The organism is Nocardia vinacea, assembly GCF_035920345.1.
GTDB classification, from domain to species: Bacteria; Actinomycetota; Actinomycetes; order Mycobacteriales; family Mycobacteriaceae; genus Nocardia; species Nocardia vinacea_A.
Genome location: NZ_CP109149.1, coordinates 385044 through 402294 on the forward strand (window position 1 = coordinate 385044; position 17251 = coordinate 402294).

18 protein-coding genes are annotated in these 17251 nt (G+C 65.0%); 10 read left to right on the forward strand and 8 right to left on the reverse strand.

Translation table 11 applies throughout. The annotated features are described in order from the left end of the window. Window positions 1-13 precede the first annotated feature (13 nt). Entirely contained in the window at window positions 14-331 is a 318-nt protein-coding gene (locus OIE68_RS01750; RefSeq protein ID WP_327097630.1) for a hypothetical protein, read from the forward strand. A 32-nt stretch (window positions 332-363) separates the two neighbouring features. Then, window positions 364-1809, forward strand: a complete 1446-nt coding sequence (locus OIE68_RS01755) for an aldehyde dehydrogenase (RefSeq protein WP_419150663.1) — start codon at window positions 364-366, stop codon at window positions 1807-1809. 261 nt (window positions 1810-2070) lie between these two features. On the opposite strand, the gene OIE68_RS01760 is transcribed toward OIE68_RS01755, so the two are convergent. The 3 genes from OIE68_RS01760 to OIE68_RS01770 all read right to left on the reverse strand — a co-directional run bounded on the left by OIE68_RS01760 (window position 2071) and on the right by OIE68_RS01770 (window position 4450). Then, window positions 2071-2907, reverse strand: coding sequence for an alpha/beta hydrolase (locus OIE68_RS01760; protein ID WP_327097631.1), 837 nt, complete (start codon window positions 2905-2907; stop codon window positions 2071-2073). A 77-nt stretch (window positions 2908-2984) separates the two neighbouring features. After that, window positions 2985-3173 (reverse strand): SDR family NAD(P)-dependent oxidoreductase, encoded by a 189-nt coding sequence (locus OIE68_RS01765; protein WP_419150664.1) that lies wholly within the window; start codon window positions 3171-3173, stop codon window positions 2985-2987. A gap of 32 nt (window positions 3174-3205) precedes the next feature. Continuing rightward, window positions 3206-4450, reverse strand: a complete 1245-nt coding sequence (locus tag OIE68_RS01770; protein WP_327097632.1) for an NADH:flavin oxidoreductase/NADH oxidase family protein — start codon at window positions 4448-4450, stop codon at window positions 3206-3208. 212 nt (window positions 4451-4662) lie between these two features. On the opposite strand from OIE68_RS01770, the gene OIE68_RS01775 reads away from it, so the two are divergent. Beyond that, entirely contained in the window at window positions 4663-5241 is a 579-nt protein-coding gene (locus OIE68_RS01775; RefSeq protein WP_327097633.1) for a TetR/AcrR family transcriptional regulator, read from the forward strand. Between the two features lie 52 nt (window positions 5242-5293). Here OIE68_RS01775 and OIE68_RS01780 read toward each other — a convergent pair whose 3' ends face one another. The 3 genes from OIE68_RS01780 to OIE68_RS01790 are packed head-to-tail and all read right to left on the reverse strand — an operon-like array spanning window position 5294 to window position 8744. Further along, window positions 5294-6811 (reverse strand): class I adenylate-forming enzyme family protein, encoded by a 1518-nt coding sequence (locus tag OIE68_RS01780; protein ID WP_327097634.1) that lies wholly within the window; start codon window positions 6809-6811, stop codon window positions 5294-5296. Window positions 6812-6822: 11 nt separating this feature from the next. Further along, complete coding sequence (locus OIE68_RS01785; RefSeq protein WP_327097635.1) at window positions 6823-7770, reverse strand: alpha/beta hydrolase; 948 nt, start codon at window positions 7768-7770, stop codon at window positions 6823-6825. An 8-nt stretch (window positions 7771-7778) separates the two neighbouring features. Next, window positions 7779-8744 carry an enoyl-CoA hydratase/isomerase family protein gene (locus OIE68_RS01790; protein WP_327097636.1) on the reverse strand — a complete coding sequence of 322 codons (966 nt, stop codon included), beginning with the start codon at window positions 8742-8744 and terminating at the stop codon, window positions 7779-7781. A gap of 165 nt (window positions 8745-8909) precedes the next feature. On the opposite strand from OIE68_RS01790, the gene OIE68_RS01795 reads away from it, so the two are divergent. Next, a complete protein-coding gene (locus OIE68_RS01795) occupies window positions 8910-9614 on the forward strand; it encodes a TetR/AcrR family transcriptional regulator (RefSeq protein WP_327097637.1) in 705 nt (234 codons plus the stop codon). 70 nt (window positions 9615-9684) lie between these two features. On the opposite strand, the gene OIE68_RS01800 is transcribed toward OIE68_RS01795, so the two are convergent. Both OIE68_RS01800 and OIE68_RS01805 read right to left on the reverse strand, forming a co-directional pair. Next, window positions 9685-10578 (reverse strand): SDR family oxidoreductase, encoded by an 894-nt coding sequence (locus tag OIE68_RS01800; protein ID WP_327097638.1) that lies wholly within the window; start codon window positions 10576-10578, stop codon window positions 9685-9687. 111 nt (window positions 10579-10689) lie between these two features. After that, the gene (locus OIE68_RS01805) at window positions 10690-11391 is read right to left on the reverse strand and encodes a TetR/AcrR family transcriptional regulator (RefSeq protein WP_327097639.1); all 702 of its coding nucleotides are present in this window, start codon (window positions 11389-11391) and stop codon (window positions 10690-10692) included. Between the two features lie 234 nt (window positions 11392-11625). On the opposite strand from OIE68_RS01805, the gene OIE68_RS01810 reads away from it, so the two are divergent. The 6 genes from OIE68_RS01810 (at window position 11626) to OIE68_RS01835 (ending at window position 17242) form a co-directional block, all read left to right on the forward strand. Then, on the forward strand, window positions 11626-12600 hold the full coding sequence (locus OIE68_RS01810; protein ID WP_327097640.1) for an enoyl-CoA hydratase/isomerase family protein: 975 nt from the start codon (window positions 11626-11628) through the stop codon (window positions 12598-12600). Window positions 12601-12605: 5 nt separating this feature from the next. Then, on the forward strand, window positions 12606-13544 hold the full coding sequence (locus OIE68_RS01815; RefSeq protein WP_327097641.1) for an alpha/beta hydrolase: 939 nt from the start codon (window positions 12606-12608) through the stop codon (window positions 13542-13544). 3 nt (window positions 13545-13547) lie between these two features. Beyond that, window positions 13548-14114, forward strand: coding sequence for a hypothetical protein (locus tag OIE68_RS01820; RefSeq protein WP_327097642.1), 567 nt, complete (start codon window positions 13548-13550; stop codon window positions 14112-14114). A 1-nt stretch (window position 14115) separates the two neighbouring features. Further along, window positions 14116-15681 carry a hypothetical protein gene (locus OIE68_RS01825; RefSeq protein ID WP_327097643.1) on the forward strand — a complete coding sequence of 522 codons (1566 nt, stop codon included), beginning with the start codon at window positions 14116-14118 and terminating at the stop codon, window positions 15679-15681. A 33-nt stretch (window positions 15682-15714) separates the two neighbouring features. Next, on the forward strand, window positions 15715-16392 hold the full coding sequence (locus tag OIE68_RS01830) for a DUF169 domain-containing protein (protein ID WP_327097644.1): 678 nt from the start codon (window positions 15715-15717) through the stop codon (window positions 16390-16392). A gap of 97 nt (window positions 16393-16489) precedes the next feature. Then, window positions 16490-17242, forward strand: a complete 753-nt coding sequence (locus OIE68_RS01835) for an ABC transporter permease (RefSeq protein ID WP_327101552.1) — start codon at window positions 16490-16492, stop codon at window positions 17240-17242. Window positions 17243-17251 lie beyond the last annotated feature (9 nt).

The window sequence follows — 17251 nt, forward strand, 5'->3', positions numbered from 1 at the left end:
CAGGAGGCAACACATGGTCAAGGGAATCCTCTACGTCGAATCCCGGCCCAACTCGCCCGAAGACGCTGCGGCATTCAACAGTTGGTACGACGAGATCCATATGAAGGAAATGCTGGGACTCGATGGGATCGTCTCCGCTCGACGGTTCGCCCCCGTCACCGAGGGCGCGTTCGTAGCGGTCTACGAGATCGAAGCCGACGACATCGCGGCCGTGCAGGAACGACTTGCCGAGACCACTAAAGCAGGAGGGTTCTCGCCGCCCGTTGGTTTGTGTGTCGACCCGCCCCCGATTGTCCGCTTCTACCGCGACATCACCGCACCCACACTGTGAGTAGCCGAGACGATCCAGCACGAGGCATACGCGTGGACACACACGAGCATTTGTTCATCGGCGGGCGGTGGGTGACGCCGGCCACCGCCGACAGAATAGACGTGATCTCACCGCATTCGGAGCGGGTGGTCGCCCGTGTCCCCGCCGCGACGCCGACGGATGTCGATCGGGCGGTGTCCGCGGCCCGCACGGCCTTCGACGAGGGCCCCTGGCCGCGCACCGATTCGAGCGAGCGGATCGCGCTGGTTCGGCGGCTGGCCGAGCGCTACACCACCCGTGAAGATGAACTCGCCCAGCTGATCACCACCGAAATGGGTGCGCCGATCACCTTCGCCCGATCGGCGCACGCCCGGCTTCCCGGCGTCATGATGCGCGCGTTCGCGGATATCGCCGAGAACTACCCGTGGCAGCAGACGCGATCCGGATTCCTCGGTGGCGATGTCCTCGTCGTCCACGAACCCGTCGGTGTGGTGGCCGCGATCATCCCCTGGAATATGCCGATGTTCCTCATCGTCGCCAAGTTGATCCCCGCCCTGCTCGCAGGCTGCACGATCGTGCTCAAACCTTCGCCGGAGACACCGCTGGACGCCTACCACATGGCCGAATTACTCGACGAACTCGGCCTGCCACCGGGTGTCGTCAGCATTCTGCCCGGCGACCAGGACACCGGCCGTCACCTCGTCGCGCACCCGGGTGTGGACAAGGTGTCCTTCACCGGCTCCACCGCCGCCGGACGACAGGTGGCCGAAACGTGCGGGGCCGCGCTGCGCCGGGTCAGCCTCGAACTCGGTGGCAAATCCGCCGCCGTGGTACTCGACGACGCCGATCCCGACGATGTCGCCGAAGGCATGCTCGTCGCCGGACTGATGAACAGCGGCCAGGCATGCGTGGCCCAGACCCGGGTACTGCTGCCACGGCACCGCAGCTCCGCATTTCTCGAAGCCCTGGTCGACAAGGTCGAAAACCTCACCGTCGGTGACCCTTTCGATCCCGCGACCCGGGTGGGCCCGATGGTCTCGCAACGGCAGCAACACCGTGTCCGCGGCTATATCGAAAACGCACAGCACCAGGGCGCGCGCCTGCTCACCGGCGGCACCGCGCTGCCGGATACGGTCGATCGCGGCTGGTATATCCGGCCGACCGTCTTCGCCGATGTCGACAGTTCGATGCGGATCGCCAGGGAGGAAGTCTTCGGACCGGTTCTGAGTGTGCTGACCTACACCGACGACGACCACGCCGTGGAGATCGCCGATGCCACCGAGTATGGGCTGTCCGGCTCCGTGTGGACCGCCGATATCGATCGCGGTTCGGCCGTCGCCCTGCGCATCCGTTCCGGTACCTTCGGCATCAACCAGCCCTACACCATGGACCCTGCCGCGCCCTTCGGCGGTGTCAAGAACAGCGGCATCGGCCGCGAATTCGGGCCGGAGGGTATCGGCGCCTACCTCGATACGAAGTCCATTTCCGTGCGGGCCTGAACCACAGACCGAAGCCTACTCTCCATTTTCATCCGAATCCGCCCGAGACCCACAGAATGCTAACGTATCCGGCGTCTTGTGGCTGACAGATATTCGTGCTGATAGACGTATGAAAATGTAGATACCCGAACCTGATCGAAGGCACTTGCCAGCCGTAGACTGCGAATCCATTGGTCGCGGGTTCGGGGATCGGCTCTTGTCGCCAGGTGACGTCGAACATCGGGCCAGTCCGCCCGGTCTTCCAGACTAGTCTAAGAGAATTCAGGACTCGAGGAAATTCAGCACCTCAACGACGAACTTGTCGTGGTATTGGAATATGCCACCGTGTCCGGCGTCGGAATAGATTCTGAGTTTGGCATTCGGCAGACGTTGAGCCAGGTCGAAGGAGTTACGGGTGGGTACCATCCTGTCGTCCTCGCCGTTGGCCACCAGGACTGGCTGTCGGATACCGGACAAGTTGGCAGGTTCCTGCTTCCCCCAAGAATTGATGGCCTTCAGTTGGGTGCGGAAGGCGCTGAGGGAAATCGCTTTGTCGCGATCATAGCTGCGTTCCTTCAGCCGTTTCACGAATTGTCGAGCTGCCGCCTTGCCGTTCGCGGTTCTGGTGAAGAAGAGATATTCTTTCGGATCTTTGAAGGTCAGCGTGGCCCTTGTCATGTCGCGGATTGTGATCGAAGTGACCTTGTCGATGCCTTCCCCGCCGGCTGGACCGGTGCCCGCGAGCACGATCTTTCGAACGAGCTGTGGTTGTTGTTGCACAATCACCTGCGAAACGAATCCGCCCAAAGAGAATCCGAGGAGATCGACCTGATCGAAGCGCAGTGCCCGGATAAAGGCAATGGCATCTTGCGCCATCGCGGCTATCGAATTCGGAGTCTTGCCTTCTGATGCGCCGACGCCGCGGTTGTCGAAGGTGATCACCGGATGTTCGGCGGCGATGCCATCGACGACGCGGGGATCCCAATTGTCCAATACCGCGCCTAAGTGATTGAGGAAGATCACTGGCACGCCGTTATTCGTACCGAGCTGCCGGTATGCGAATCTCGTTCCGCCGACATCGATAGTTTTGGTGGGCGCGTCCTTATATGTCGTGCTCATCGTCGCGGTCTCTCTTCACTGGTTGGCTACGGGATGAACTTTCGCGGCGTCATCTCGGCTTCGCGCTGATCAGGGCGTCAAGCGGTCCTGGCAGTGTCCGGTGTCAGCTCGCCAGCTGTGGATATTGCGCGGCGATGATTGCGCGGGTTGCGGGCCGTGGCATAAACCTTGCGGGCGCCGCGGGCGTACAACTGCTCGACCATCGCCTTGCCGATGCCACGGCTACCGCCGGTGACAAGGACGACGGCGTCTTTGATCGCAGTCATCGCGGACTCCTAACTTTTGTCGGTGTGTCGACTTACAGGCCGCGCTGGGGTCCGAGAGACGCCCGGCCGTTGCGGCGCAGCAGCGCGAGAGCGGTGGCGATGCGTCCCCGATCCAGATCCGGCGCCAGACCGGCGCCCACACGGTGTAGTTGGTCGGTGTGCCAGCCGAGGTCGAGGAATCCGTCGAGCCCTTTGAGGTCGGTGACCTTGCCCAGGATCCCGCGCATACCGGCTTGCACGCGGTGGGCGGTGAGGGCCGGTGCGCGTCCGGCGAGGATCACGTCGGCGGCGTCGGTCGTCGTCGCGGTCGGTCGTCCGATGCCGACGACATCGCACTCACCGGAGCGAACCGCATCGTCCATCGCGGTGCGGGACCGGAAACCGCCGGTGACCGCCAGCGGGATGTCGCCGACGAGGGCGCGGACCGTGCGGGCGTACTCCAGGAAGTAGGCCTCCCGAGCCCGCGTACTGGCCGCGGCCGTGCCCATCATGGCCGGTTCCTCGTAGCTTCCGCCGCTGACCTCGATCAGGTCGAGGCCCTCGCGCGCTAATGCCGCTACGACGTCGCGGGATTCTTCCTCGGTGAACCCTCCGCGCTGGAAGTCGGCCGAGTTGAGCTTGATGCCCACCGCGAAACCGGGTGACACTCGCGCGCGGATGCGGCGGACGACCTCGAGCGCGAAGCGCATGCGTCGTTCGGGGTCACCGCCCCAGTCGTCGTCGCGTTGGTTCGACAACGGCGAAAGGAACTGCGCCACAAGGTATCCGTGGGCGCCGTGCACCTGTACGCCGTCGAAACCCGCCGTCTCGCACACGGCCGCAGCGGCCGCGAAGCGTTCGATGATGTCCTCGATCTCGGTGGGTGTCAGCTCACGGGGTGTGGTTGCGCCGGGCATGTTGAGGGGGATCGGGCTGGGCGCGACGGGGGTGTGCCCGAGAGCGAGCGGGTTCGACTGCCGTCCCGGATGGTTGAGCTGCACCCAGATCGGGACGCCCGCGTCCTTGGTGGTCTTGGCCCACCGGGTGAGCGCGTCGAGGTCGCGCTCATCTTCGATGACGACGTTGCCCGGCTCGCCGAGTTGCGCGCGATCGACCATGACGTTGCCGGTGATGAGCAGGCCGTACCCGCCTTGGCTCCAGGTCCCGTAGAGCTGCTCCAGGCGGCCGTCGGGGGAGTTCTGCTTGTTGCCCAGCGCTTCGCTCAGCGCGGCCTTCATGATCCGGTTGGGGAGCACCTGGCCGCAGGGCAGGGTCAGCGGGTCGTGCAGGGAGGTCATTGAGGTGTTCCTTTCGGGTTGGTCGGCCTCGAGCCGGATTCCTTTGCGCGGTCTCGCTGACGGCCCCCGCGGGGTTTCGGGTCGAACCTGCTGAGCGCTGCCGGCCCGGCTATCGCCGACCGGGACCTATCCGGATAGAATTATGATCATAATATAATCGAGCGGGAGCGGCTAGAGGCAAAATGGCTGTGCTGGCGTCGAAGGAGTGTGGGATGCGTTACGGAAGTGAGCACAAGGAAGCGACGAGGCGTCGGATCATCGAGGCGGCCGGTCGTAGGTTCAAGCGCAGCGGCATCGATGGCTCGGGGGTCGCCACATTGATGAAGGATGCGGGGCTCACCAACGGCGCGTTCTATGCCCACTTCGCGTCCAAGGAGGATCTGGTCGCGAACGCGGTCGCCGATCAGCTGCGTGAGCAGAGTGTCGGTATCGGTGCACAGGTGCGAGACCGTGTCGGACTGGAACAATTCGTGCGTTGGTATCTTTCGGCGGAGCATCGTGACAGCCGCGAAGGCGGCTGTCCCTCGGCGGCGCTGCTCGACGAGATCGGGCGTTGTTCGGATGCGACCCGGCGGGTGTACACCGACGGTGTGTTGGCTGTCATCGATGACATCGCCGCCCTGCTGTCGCCGGATGATCCGCAATCGGTGCGCGTCCAGGTGCTCAGTGTTTTCGCCATGATGGCCGGGACCTTGCAGCTTTCCCGTGCGCTCGCCGACCGACAGCTCGCTGACGACGTGCTGGCGGAGGGCATCAGGAATGTCCTCACGCTGTTGGACATCGCACATTGAAAATGTCCCGCCGCAGGATCCTGCGGCGCGGCACCCCGTGAGCGTGACGACGTCACGACCCAGCGGCTCGAGCGTGGGCTGTCCGTAGTGAGACCTTGTCGATCTTGCCGACCGCGTTCTTGGGGATGGCATCGACCACCAGGAACGTGGTCGGGCGTTTGTAGTGGGTGAGTTGCCGGGCGCACAGCTCTTTCAGAGCGGCGGGATCGATCGTCGAGCCCGGGCGAGGTTGGACGTAGGCGATGACGATCTCGCCCCATTTTTCGTCCGGTGCGCCGATCACGGCCGCCTCGAGGACCGAGTGGTCGCCGACCAGGACGTCCTCGATCTCCTTGGGGTAGATATTCTCGCCGCCGCGAATGATCATGTCTTTCGATCGCCCGACCAGTGTCAGATAGCCCTCCGCGTCGACATGGCCGATGTCACCGGTGTGCAACCAGCCATCGGCGATGACGCGCGCGGTGTCGTCCGGACGGCCGAGATAGCCGCGCATGACGTTGGGCCCGCGCACGACGAGCTCGCCATCCACTCCCGGCGCGACCTCGGTGCCCGAGTCGTCGACGATCCGAATCTCCTGTCCCGGGAACGGAAGTCCCACTGTCCCGGCGCGGCGTGGACCCGCGAGCGGGTTGATCGTTGTGCCGCATGTTCCTTCGGACAGCCCGTAGCCCTCGATGAGGGGAAATCCGTATCGGGCCTCGAATCGGGTCAGTAGCTCGGCCGAGGCTGGTGCCGCGCCACAGACGGCGAAACGCAATGACGAGGTATCGGGCCGGACACCGTCCGGGAGCGCGGCAAGAATGCTGTAGATCGTCGGCACCCCGCTGAAGAAGGTGGGACGCTCGGATTCGACGAGATCGAAGAAGGTTCGGGGATCGAACCGGCCCGCGATGACAACACTCGCACCGGCGAGCAGCGGCGTGAGGATACTGACCACGATCCCATTGACATGGAACAGTGGCAGGATCAACAAGCACCGGTCGGTCGGTCCCACCTCCAGTGCCTCGACTCCCATGAGCGCCATGGCATCGATGTTGGCGTGGTCGAGCATCACGTTCTTCGGAACGCCAGTGGTGCCGCTCGTGTAGATGAGCAGGGCCAGCGCGGACGAGTCGACCTGCGGCTGCTGTACCCACTCCAGCGCCGTTCGATGCAGGAGATCCAGTGCCGACGTCGACTCAGGGATGTCCGCCACCTCGGTGTGCAGGTCACCCACCGCGAGTGTGGTGATGCCGCCGACCGGGGTTATGTCGTCCTCCAACACCAACAGGCGGGCATCGGAGTCGTCGAGCTGTCGAACGACCTCGTTATCGGTCAGGCTCGGATTGACCGGGGTGATAGTGGCGCCGAGCCGCCAGGCCGCGAACAGCAGCAGCACGAACTCGAGGCGGTTGCGCAACTGAAGGGCCACGACATCACCGGGGCCGATCCCGAGCTCTCGAAGGTGATGAGATGCCGCTTGAACGCGGTCCAGCAACTCGGCATTGGTGAGCGACTGGGACCCGTCGGCGACCGCGGGCCCATGCGGGTCCAGCTCGGCGCGGCGGTCGGGCAGAGAAGCAAAATTCATCGCGAGCGTACCTACCTTGATGTGACGCGATCCGGTTCGGGAATCGAAGGGGCGGGCGCCGGGGCGAACTGGCGGGTCAGGAACTCGACCTGGTCACGCACCAACGCCTCGAAGGCATCGCCGAGGTAGAAGTCGAAATGGCCCGCGTCATAGGTCTTGATCTCCCCTCGGGGCGCCGTGCGCGCGTATCGGAGGGTCTGCGCGGGCGGCGTGACACTGTCGGTGTTGCTGACGCAGAACAGGATCGGGATGGTTATGTTCTTTGCCGCACGTCCGGGTCGGTAGGCGGCGATGGTCGGAATGACCCGCGCGGCAGCCTCGTTCACGAACGTCGTCCCGTTGGGGATCAGCGCCTGGTAGCCGGGTAGCGCGTCCGGGGCGTTCATCAGGGCCGGGGAACCGGGGGGTGCGGCCAGGGGAATCGTCACCGGTGCGCGGCCGAGGACCATGGCCGTCAGATCTCGGAACAGCACCGGAGCAAGTTTGAGCGAGGCGACCGGGCCCAGCGCGAGCGCGGAGGCCAAACCGTCGGTGAACGGGCATTGGGCCACGGCCGCCCGCAGTTCGGGATGGCGGGACGCGACGGTGATGGCGTGGCCACCGCCGAAGGAGCTGCCCCAGACCGCAATTCGTGCGCCGTCGACGTCCCGGCGATTCCGAACGTAGTCGATGGCGGCATCCCAGTCGTCGAGCTGCCGCTGGATCGACAGCAGCTGGCGAGGTTGGCCGCCGCTGTCACCGAAGTGCCGATAGGTGAAGGCCAGGCAGGCGATCCCGGCCTTGGCGAAACGCTCGGCGAAGGCGTCCAGCCGCATCTCGCGGGTCGCGCCGAGGCCGTGACCGAGGACGACGACGGGTGGCGCGGTGACGCCGGTCGGCAGGTAGAGCCACGCGCTACAGGTGCTGGTACCGGAGGAGAAGTAGACGTCCTGACGAGTGAAGGGCTTTTTGGCGGCCATGGGTGGTCTCATCGTCCGTTCGTCGAGCGACGGCCGGGCACAGTGCCCAGTTCGAGCGCTTGCTTGTAGATGTCCGGGTTGTAGAGGGGGAGTTCACCGTTGGATTCAGTGCTCTGCATGTAGTCGAGCATCAGTTCTTGACCGTCTTTCGACAGCGCGGTGCCCAGGAACTCGGTGCGCTCGACGTGCAGGCCGTCCGTCAGCGACATCGACCCGCCGAAATACACCGCTCGCTTGATGGCTTCGACCGATCCCTTTGTCCGCGAGCCGAAGTGGGCTGCGAGTTCGACCGCCCGCGCGAGGACCTGGTCCTGTGGGACCACGTCGTCGACGGCCCCGTTGGCGAGTGCTTGCGCGGGCGTGAACGGCCTACCTTCGAGGATCGCGACCAAGGACTTGTGAGTGCCGATCAGGCGAGTCAGGCGCTGGCTGCCACCGCCGCCCGGCATGATGCCGAGGAGGACCTCCGGTTGGCCGATGAAGAAGTCGCCGTCGGCCATCACCCGAAGGTCGTTCGCCCAGGCGAACTCCGCCCCGAGGCCGAGAGCCGAACCGTTGAGAGCGGCGATGAAGATGACGCCGCTGCGGTTCATCCGCAGGAACGTCGTGTGCAGGCGCTCGAGTTCGACCGCGGGCCCCATCGGGGTGCGGTTCACCAAGGGGCCCAGGCGGGCCCGGTCCACATTCTTGGCGGTACGAGCGAGGACGGAGGCCCCGAGTCGGTTGACCGGGGGCACCGCAGCGCCTCCCTCCTGCAGCCAGCGGACATCGGCATGGCTGACGAACCGCTCGGGATGCGCCCCGGTGAAGACGACCGCGTGCACGCTCGGGTCGCCGTCGACGCGGTCCACCAACGCTTCCAGCTGGTTGGCGATCTCGAGGCCGAACAACCCGTGCGGGCCACCATCGACGCGCGCGATCAAAACGGAGCCGCGGTCCTCGATATCGAGGTGCCCCTTGCTGTGTTGTCTCATCGACTCTGCCTCCGTGGTGCAAGTTGATTGGGATCGGCTAGCCGAGCGGGTGCCTGGCCACGCTGCCAATAACGAAGTTACAAGGCTAATATAACGAAGTTACAGGATGCGTGGCAATAGTCGCACCGTCGCGGGGCGAGGCGGGCTGTGGAGTCAGGTGGAAATATGAGGAACGTGTCAGAAGATTCGTCCAGCGACAGCGTGCCGGAGCGGCTCGTCAAGGCGACCATCGGTCTGCTGGCCGAGCAGGGCCCTTCGGCCATCAAGGCGCGGACGGTGGCGTCGGCGACGGGGCTGTCGACGATGGTTGTCTACAGCCACTTCGGTGGGATTCCCGAACTTGTTCGAGCCGTCGTGGACCGGGGATTCAAGGACCTCGACCTGGCATTTTCCCGGATGCCGGTGACCGCGGATCCGATCGCGGATCTCTTCACGATGGCGTTGACATGCCGGCGGGTCGCCCGGGAGAACCCACACCTCTATGACCTGATGTTCGGTCTGTCCACGCGCGCGACATATCGGCCGATGGGGGATTCCGACATACGTTTCAGCGGGCGGTCGCCAGCCTTCCGGGACGCCTACGCGCACATGGTCGAAGCGTGCCAGCGGCTCCTGGACTCCGGCAGAATCGAGCAGCAGGAACCCGAAGTCGTCGCCGCCCAGTTGTGGAGCTTCGTGCACGGCTATATCACCCTCGAGCTGGCTGAGCACTTCGCCGATTTCAGCGATGCGGTTGTGCAGGTGATGCTGCCGATGGGCGTGAACCTTTCGGTCGGACTCGGCGATGAGCGGGAACGGGCACAGGCCTCGCATGCGGCGGCACTGCACTCTTACGACGCGCTCAATCCTCGGCCGATACATCCTCGATGAGCAAGGGCCGCCGGCGTGGCCTCGATCGCATAGTCCGTAGCCAGGCGGCAAGGGCGTCACTTTCTGATGGTTACGGGTGTTGTGCCGGACGGGTTTTGTCGGCTCCCGGCGTGAGTTGGTCATGACGCCCCAGTGCCGCGACCTCACGCTCCATGGTCGGAACCAGTTCGGCCGCGAAGCGCCTCGCCCAACGCCAGGTCAGCGGTGAGTTCACGGCGCCTTTCGCCCAGTTGGCCACAGCGACCGCGCGCGGTACGTAGACGCGGGCACGCCGGCGCGCGAGTCCATCGACGATCGCGGTGGCTGCCTCGTCGACGCTCGTGGTGACATTGCCCGGATAGGGCAGCTTTTCGCGTATTCCCTGGAAAGAGGGGAGGTCCGCTTCCGCACCTCGGACGAGATCGGTGTCGATCCACGAGGGGTGGACCACGCCGACCGTGATACCGAGGTGCGCCACCTCTTGGCGGTACGTCAGGGTGAGTATTTCGACTCCGGCTTTGCTCGCAGCGTAGGAGGCCATTCCTGCCAGGGGCATGAAGGACAGTGCGGACGCGATGACCAGCACGTGACCTCGGGTGCGCTCGAGATGCGGTGTCGCGTGCTTGAGGGTGCGGAAGACGCCGTTGAGGTTGATGTCCAGAACTCGATCGAACGACGCCTCGTCCATCTGCCGCACGGTCCCGTAGGCCGCTACTCCGGCATTGGCGACAAGGAAGTCGATGCCACCCATGATCTCCGCGCAGTCATCGATTGCTGATCGCAGCGCGGTGCCATCGCGCACGTCGGCCTCCCGCCAACATGCGGTGGGACCAAGGTCGGCAGCTAGTGCGCGCAATTTTTCGGGCTCGAGTCCGATCAAGGCCACGCGCGCGCCGCGGGCGGCGGCAAGACGTGCCACCTTTTCCCCGATGCCGCGTGCTGCTCCGGTAACTACCAGTCGTCGACCTGCCAAGCTTCGTTGCATCAGCCGAGAATAACTTCGTTATAGATCGAAGGCAATAGCGCCGCCGATTGCGGTGCCATGGTTCGATGCCGATGCCGATGCCGATGCCGATGCCGTTCGGTGGCTGTCCGCCTAGTTCGAGTCGATGCTCAGCGAGCGCGACGCGGTGGTCTCGGAGGCGTTCGCAGACGCGGCGGTGTCGCCCAACCCGACCAGCAGGTTCACTGTCATCGGTTGCAGTATCAAGCGGACGGGGTCGGGGACGTGGGTGAAGGAACCGCCCAATTCCAGCGTGATGAATCCGTGAACGCAACTCCAGAGTTGGGTGGCGATGGCGTCGGGGTCCTCGTCGCTGCGAACGCGGCCGCTGCGTACGAGTCGAGCGCATGTCTCGACCAGATGTGCGTAGTCCGACTGGAATTCCTTGGAGCGTCTGATGGCGCCGGAGTTCAAGGTTTCCAGTGCTCGATAGCTTCCACGTGTCGAGAGGCCGAACATCGCGTCGTAGAGGTGCGGATTGTCTTGGGCGAACCCGCGATAGGCCAGCGCCATCGCGAACAGATCGGTGACCGGATCTTCGCTCGGTGGAACTGCGACGAGGGTTCGGCCGAGGTCTCGGAATCCTTGCTCGACGACGGCTCGGAGTAGCTCGGGCACGCCACCGAGGTGGTAGTACACCGCCATTGTCGATACCTGCGCGGCCTCGGCCACCGACCGTGCCTTGATCTGCGACGGCCCCTTCTCGGCGAGCAGTCTCGTGGCCGCCTCGACCAGCCGTTCGACGATCTGATCTGGCGTCAATCGAGTGGCGGCTTCCTTGCTTGGTTTCGGCATCGGAGCCGCGCACCTCCCTGTTCGGACTGCCGTGGGTTTGTGAAACGAGGCTACCGGGCGTCCGTGCGGCTCGAATCGGCGAAGGATCGAGACGGCGAACACGGCGCTTGCCCAATGTGACCCAGTCCACTATCTTCCATAACCAAGTTCATAACGAAGTTCCAAACTTCGTTCTTGCGCCCGTTTCCCGGTGCGGTTTCCCCACATCGGAGTAGGTAAGGAGGAATCAGCGCTATGTCGCAGACACGCCCCGGGGCGCAACGCATCCAGATCGAGGAACTCGACGGCGGGGTTATCCTTGCGCGGTTCGTCGGCAATCAGCTGGGCCTGTTCGGCCGCGCTGATGCTCCCGAATTGTTCGAGCTCGTCGAGCGCGCCGACCGCGATCCCGACGTACGCGTGGTGGTGTTCACCGGGTCGCATCCGGGGCGGTTCATCAGCCATGCCGATCTGGCGTGGCTGCAGGAAGACGGTTCGGTCATACCGCCGGTGGGCCGCGGCATCACAAATGTGGTGGCGCGGATCGCCCATCTGTTCGGCCGCAACAAGCTCACCCGATGGGTGGCGCGGAAGACGCCGTTGACCGGGGCGGTCCAGCTCGATCTCATGCACGAGACCTTGCTCCGTATGGGCACCAGCTCCACGATCTTCGTGGCGGCCCTCAACGGATCGGTGCTCGGTGTCGGCGCCGAGATCTCGTGGGCCTGTGACCTGCGATTGATGGCCGACGGCGACTATTTCATCGGACATCCGGAAGTGCTGCTCGGTTTTGCGCCCGGCGCCGGTGGCACCCAGCGCCTGCCTCGGCTCATCGGTTCACACCGGGCGCTGGTCGCGATCTTGGAGGGCAAGCCTTTCCCGGCCGAGGAAGCACTGGCGATCGGAGCGATCGACGAGATCGTCCCCGCCGACCGGCTCATTTCCCGGGCCGTAGAACGAGGCACACATCTCGCGGCCCGGCCGACCGAGGCGATCGCCGCCATCAAGCGGGCGGTGAATGTCGGTGGATCGCTGTCGATGGCGCAGGGCCTGCACCTCGAACGCACCGAATTCCTGGCATCGCTGCCGCAGCGGCAGCCGCAGGAGATCATGCTGCGCTACCTGCGCGAGACCGCGGACAGCGGTGAGTTGCCGCTGTATCGGCCCGGCGGATACGACGCGGCCCTTCGGCATGGCAGTGCCGCGCTCGGCACCACAACCAGGAAGTGAAGAAAATGGCCCGAAAAGCAATACACAAATTCCGTCGCCGGACCGTGGATTTCCCCTCCGGCGACACCTTTTGCTCGGCCTGGCTGTATCTGCCGGACGTCGCCGTCGATAAGCCGGTGCCCGTGGTCGTGATGGGGCACGGTCTCGGTGCCACTCGGGAGATGGGACTGGCACCCTACGCCGAGCGATTCGCCGCGGCCGGGCTGGCGGTACTGGTGTTCACCTACCGCAATCTCGGCGACAGCGGCGGCGCGCCACGTCAGGTGCTGTCGATGCCCCAGCAGTTGGCCGACTGGGACGCCGCGCTCGAATACGCGGTCGGCCTGCCGGAAATCGACCGTGCCCGGGTCGCGGTGTGGGGCAGCTCCCTCGGTGGCGGACATGCCATTTCGGTCGCCGCCCGGCATCCGGAACTTCGCGCGGCGGTCGCCCAATGTCCATTCACCGACGGACTTGCTTCGGCGGGTGGGCTGGGGCTGCGGGAGACGCTGGTGCTGTTGCGCGTCGTGGCCCGCGACCTGCTGGCGGCGGCACGGGGTGAGGATCCAATCTCGGTTCCGGTCGCGGCGGCACCCGGCCAGATGGCCCTGATGAACGCACCCGATGCACTGCCCGGCATGCAGGCACTGCTGCCTCCCGGATACCAGTGGATCAACCATGCCGCGGCCCGCAGCGTCGCGAGCCTGATCCGGTATCGGCCGGGCCGATCGGCCAAGCGCATCGCCGCGCCGATCCTGATCTGTATCAGCGCAACCGATTCGGTCGCCCCGCCCAAGCAGACCGAGCGCTACGCGCGCCAGGCACCGCGCGGCGATGTTCGGCTCTACGACGCCGGACATTTCGGCTTCTACCTCGGGGAGGCGTTCGAGCAACTGGTCGCCGATCAAACGGAGTTCCTGGTCCGCCACCTGCAGCCGGCGTCGGTCATCGGGACGGTGCGGTAGCCGATGTCGAACGCGGCCATGCGCCTGTTGCTGTGGTTCCTCGGGCAGTGCATCGCCTGGGGATCCCGGTTCATGCCGTCTGTGCGGTCGCAGATAACCCGCACGCTGACCTTCGAGATGTCCGCTGGCGACAGGGTCGCCCGGCACTGGGTCTTCGATGGGCAATTGCGCCGCGCGACAACATATTCCGGGCATGCCGCCGTCGCGGACTGCGCGGTGCGTATCGGCTCGAGTGGTCAAGCGCTGCGCATCCTCAGCTCCCCGAAGGCGGTCGACAAGCTCGTCGACGCCCATCACCAGGGCACGGTCGATATTCACGGCAGTGCCTTCGTGCTGCTGTGGTTCTTCGGCCTGACCCGCAAGTTCATCAAGATCGGGCGCGCGAGTGGACCCCGCCACCGGATACCCGATGCCTACCTCGCCCATGACCCTGCCGCCAGTGGGGCCGAGACCATCGTCATCGAGCCCGCTGTCCTGCGCCTGGATCCCGCATGGCGGGCCGCATGGAACGCGCGCTCCAAGTTGTCGATGATCCGCGCCGCCACCGACGAACCCATGCCGGAGCCATGACATGACAGACACGACGATGCAGCATTCGATTCCGGCCGATGGCACGACAACCTCGGTGGCAGGGCTGAACGACCGATCACTGGGCTGGCTGCGGTTCATGTGGGACAAGGCCACCACCGAGGACGATTGGTCCGATCAGGGGGAGCCGCATCCGTGGTGGGACCGCTACAGCGAGCCCCCGATGTGCGCGTTCCCGCGCTTCGACCTGGCCGAGATGGGTTATGTGCTGCCCATGATGGTGGAGGCGACTCCGGCATGGCGCGAGGGCTACACCCGCATTCTCGACGAACTGGCCCGCCGCTACGTCACCTTCTGGGGCGGTATCGACTGGAACACCCTGATCGGACCTGACCCGAATGTCGACAGATATCCGCCCGAATGGCTGATGGTGGTGCCCGAGCACCTGCGTGGCCGGTACGCCCTTCCGGGCTGGACCGGCAACGGCATCGAGCCGTGGGGGCTGCAACCGGACCCGGTCGGCTGCGACGGCAATCTTTTCTACCGCGGGTGGCTGAACCTGCTGCTCGGCATGCGTCACTATGTGTCGGGGCAGCCGACTCAAACCACGCCGTTCGAGGTCTCCGGATACCAGAACCGCAGGTTCACCTGGACACATCAGCGGATGGCGCAGTTCATCTCCGATCAGATGGCTGCGCGCCCGCAGGGCCCGCACTGCGAGAACACCAAGATCTGGCCGTTCTGTGTGACCGCGGCCGGTCTCGGTCTCAAGATGTACGACTCACTGCTGCACACCTCGCTCAACGAACCGTTCCTGGATTGGATCGCCTTCGCCAAGAAGCACTACATGGGACGGGACCGGCAAGGCCGCATCGATTGGGTCGCGTTTTTCTACGACCCGATCGAAAACGCGACGATGACGTTCCCCGGGCCGGTGAACGGCTACAGTGCGCTCACCCTCGTGCACTACATCTATCCGCAGGACCCCCAACTCGGGATCGACCTCTACGAATCGGCGATGCGGCAGCTGGGCTGGAACAACCCGAAGGTGCCGGTCGTTCAGTTGGCCGACGACCCGCAGATGTTGTCCATCGGCCTGTGGATGGCTCGCGAAATCGGCGACACCACCACCTGGGACCGCCTGCGCACGGTGTCCGAAAGTCGGTTCGAGCCAAGGTATTTCGGCGAAGACGACAGCCGCTTCGCGTTCTGGCTCGGGCTGGACGAACAATGGCCGCGCGGCCAGATCAACGCCACCATGATGATGATCGAATGCGCCGAACCCGGTGCCTGGTCGCGGGTTTTCAACTCCCCGAACAACACGATGTACGACGAGCCGACAGTGCGCGGCCTCGACTATCCATCGATCGGTATCCGGCGCACCCACAACGATATTCGGCGCCGAGTGCTCGAGATCGACACTTTCGCCGCGACACCGTCACGTCGGGGGACCCCGACTTCTTTCACGGTCGACAACCTGCCGTACGACGCGATGATCTCGCTGGAAGTCGACGGCCGCCCCAGCGGCACCTGGCGCCGGTCACAACCCGGTGCGGTGGCGATCGACCTCGACATCGATACCCACCGGATCCGCCTCACCTACACGTGACCACTTTCCTGTCACCCCTGAAAGGCCTTACCCATGAGCACGTTTGCTGTATCGGCCCGTCGATTGTCCGAGCTTCTCGGGCTTGCCGAAACACCTGTTGCGGTGAGCTTCGACGTCACCACGAACGCGCCTGGTCCGGTGCCGGCCCAACCGGCCGGATGCTGCTTCTGGACACCGGCGCAGCAGCAACGCCTCGACACCGTCGCGGCCGATCACGCGCATTGCAGCGTCGGCAGCTACACGCACGGACTGATCCCGCTGGAACAGGCCGCCGCGGGCGCGGACACCGCCGCCCTGGTCGGTAGCGGCTGGGTCGGTGAGGCCGATCTGATGACCGCCGCGGCACTGCCCTTCCGCCCGTCCTCGATCACCTATCAACCGCTGGCCGAGGCCGAAAACCCAGCTGTGGTCCTGGTAAAACTCTCGCCGACCGCCCTGATGACTTTGCTCGGCGCCGTCCCAGATCTCACCCTGGCACGCAAGCCGCAGTGCGTGATCGTCCCCCTCGCCCACGCCGGCCAGGTCGCGGTGAGTCCCGGTTGCGCGGTCAGCCGGACCCGAACCAACCTCCCCGAGGATGAGTTGACCTGCGCGCTTCCGGCCGGTGAGCTCGCGTCGATCCTCGACCGGCTGGAAGCCTCCACTGCTGCGGACCGGGCCGTGAGCGAGTTCGCGGCCGCTGACATGGCCAGCAATTTCTCCCCGGCGTGACCGTCGGATTTCCCGGTCAGTGATTTTCGAATAATCGGAAGGTTCGACGATGGTGGACACCGGCAGCGAGATTTCCTCGCGCGGGCGATGGGACGGGATGCTGTCTGCGGCAGCGGTCGCCCCGCGCGCGGTGGGGGAGTTCTTCGCAACCGTCTTGGATACCGGGCGGATGCTGCCGCGGCGGCCCTTCCAATTCCGGGAGTACGTGCACCAGGCATGGTTCATCGCCAGTGTCTCGATCTTGCCGACCTTGCTGATCGCGATCCCGTTCTGCGTGATGGTGATCTTCCAGATCAACGTGCTGCTCAACGAGATCGGCGCCATCGATCTATCCGGCGCCGGCGCCGGTATCGCGGTGATCCGCGAGATCGGACCGGTCGCAACGGTTTTGGTTGTCGCCGGGGCCGGAGCCACCGCGATCTGCGCCGATCTCGGCGCCCGCACCATCCGCGAGGAGATCGACGCCATGCGGGTGCTCGGGATCGATCCGATTCAACGGCTGGTCGTGCCGCGGGTACTCGCCTCCACGACGGTCGCGCTATTTCTCAACGGGCTCGTGACGGCAGTCGGCTTGACCGGTGGCTACCTCTACGCGGTGTATCTGCAGGGCGCGACTCCCGGCCAGTTCATCACCGCAATTCCCTTGTTGACCGGGATACCGGATCTGTTGGTCAGTGAGCTCAAGGCTGGGGTGTTCGGGTTGCTGGCCGCGCTGGTCGCCTGCCATCTGGGTCTGCACGCCAAAGGCGGGCCGAAGGGAGTCGGTGACGCCGTCAATCAGACCGTCGTCTTCAGCTTCGTCCTGCTCTTCCTGGCCAACTCCATCATCACCACGCTGTGGCTGCAATGAACGGATCGA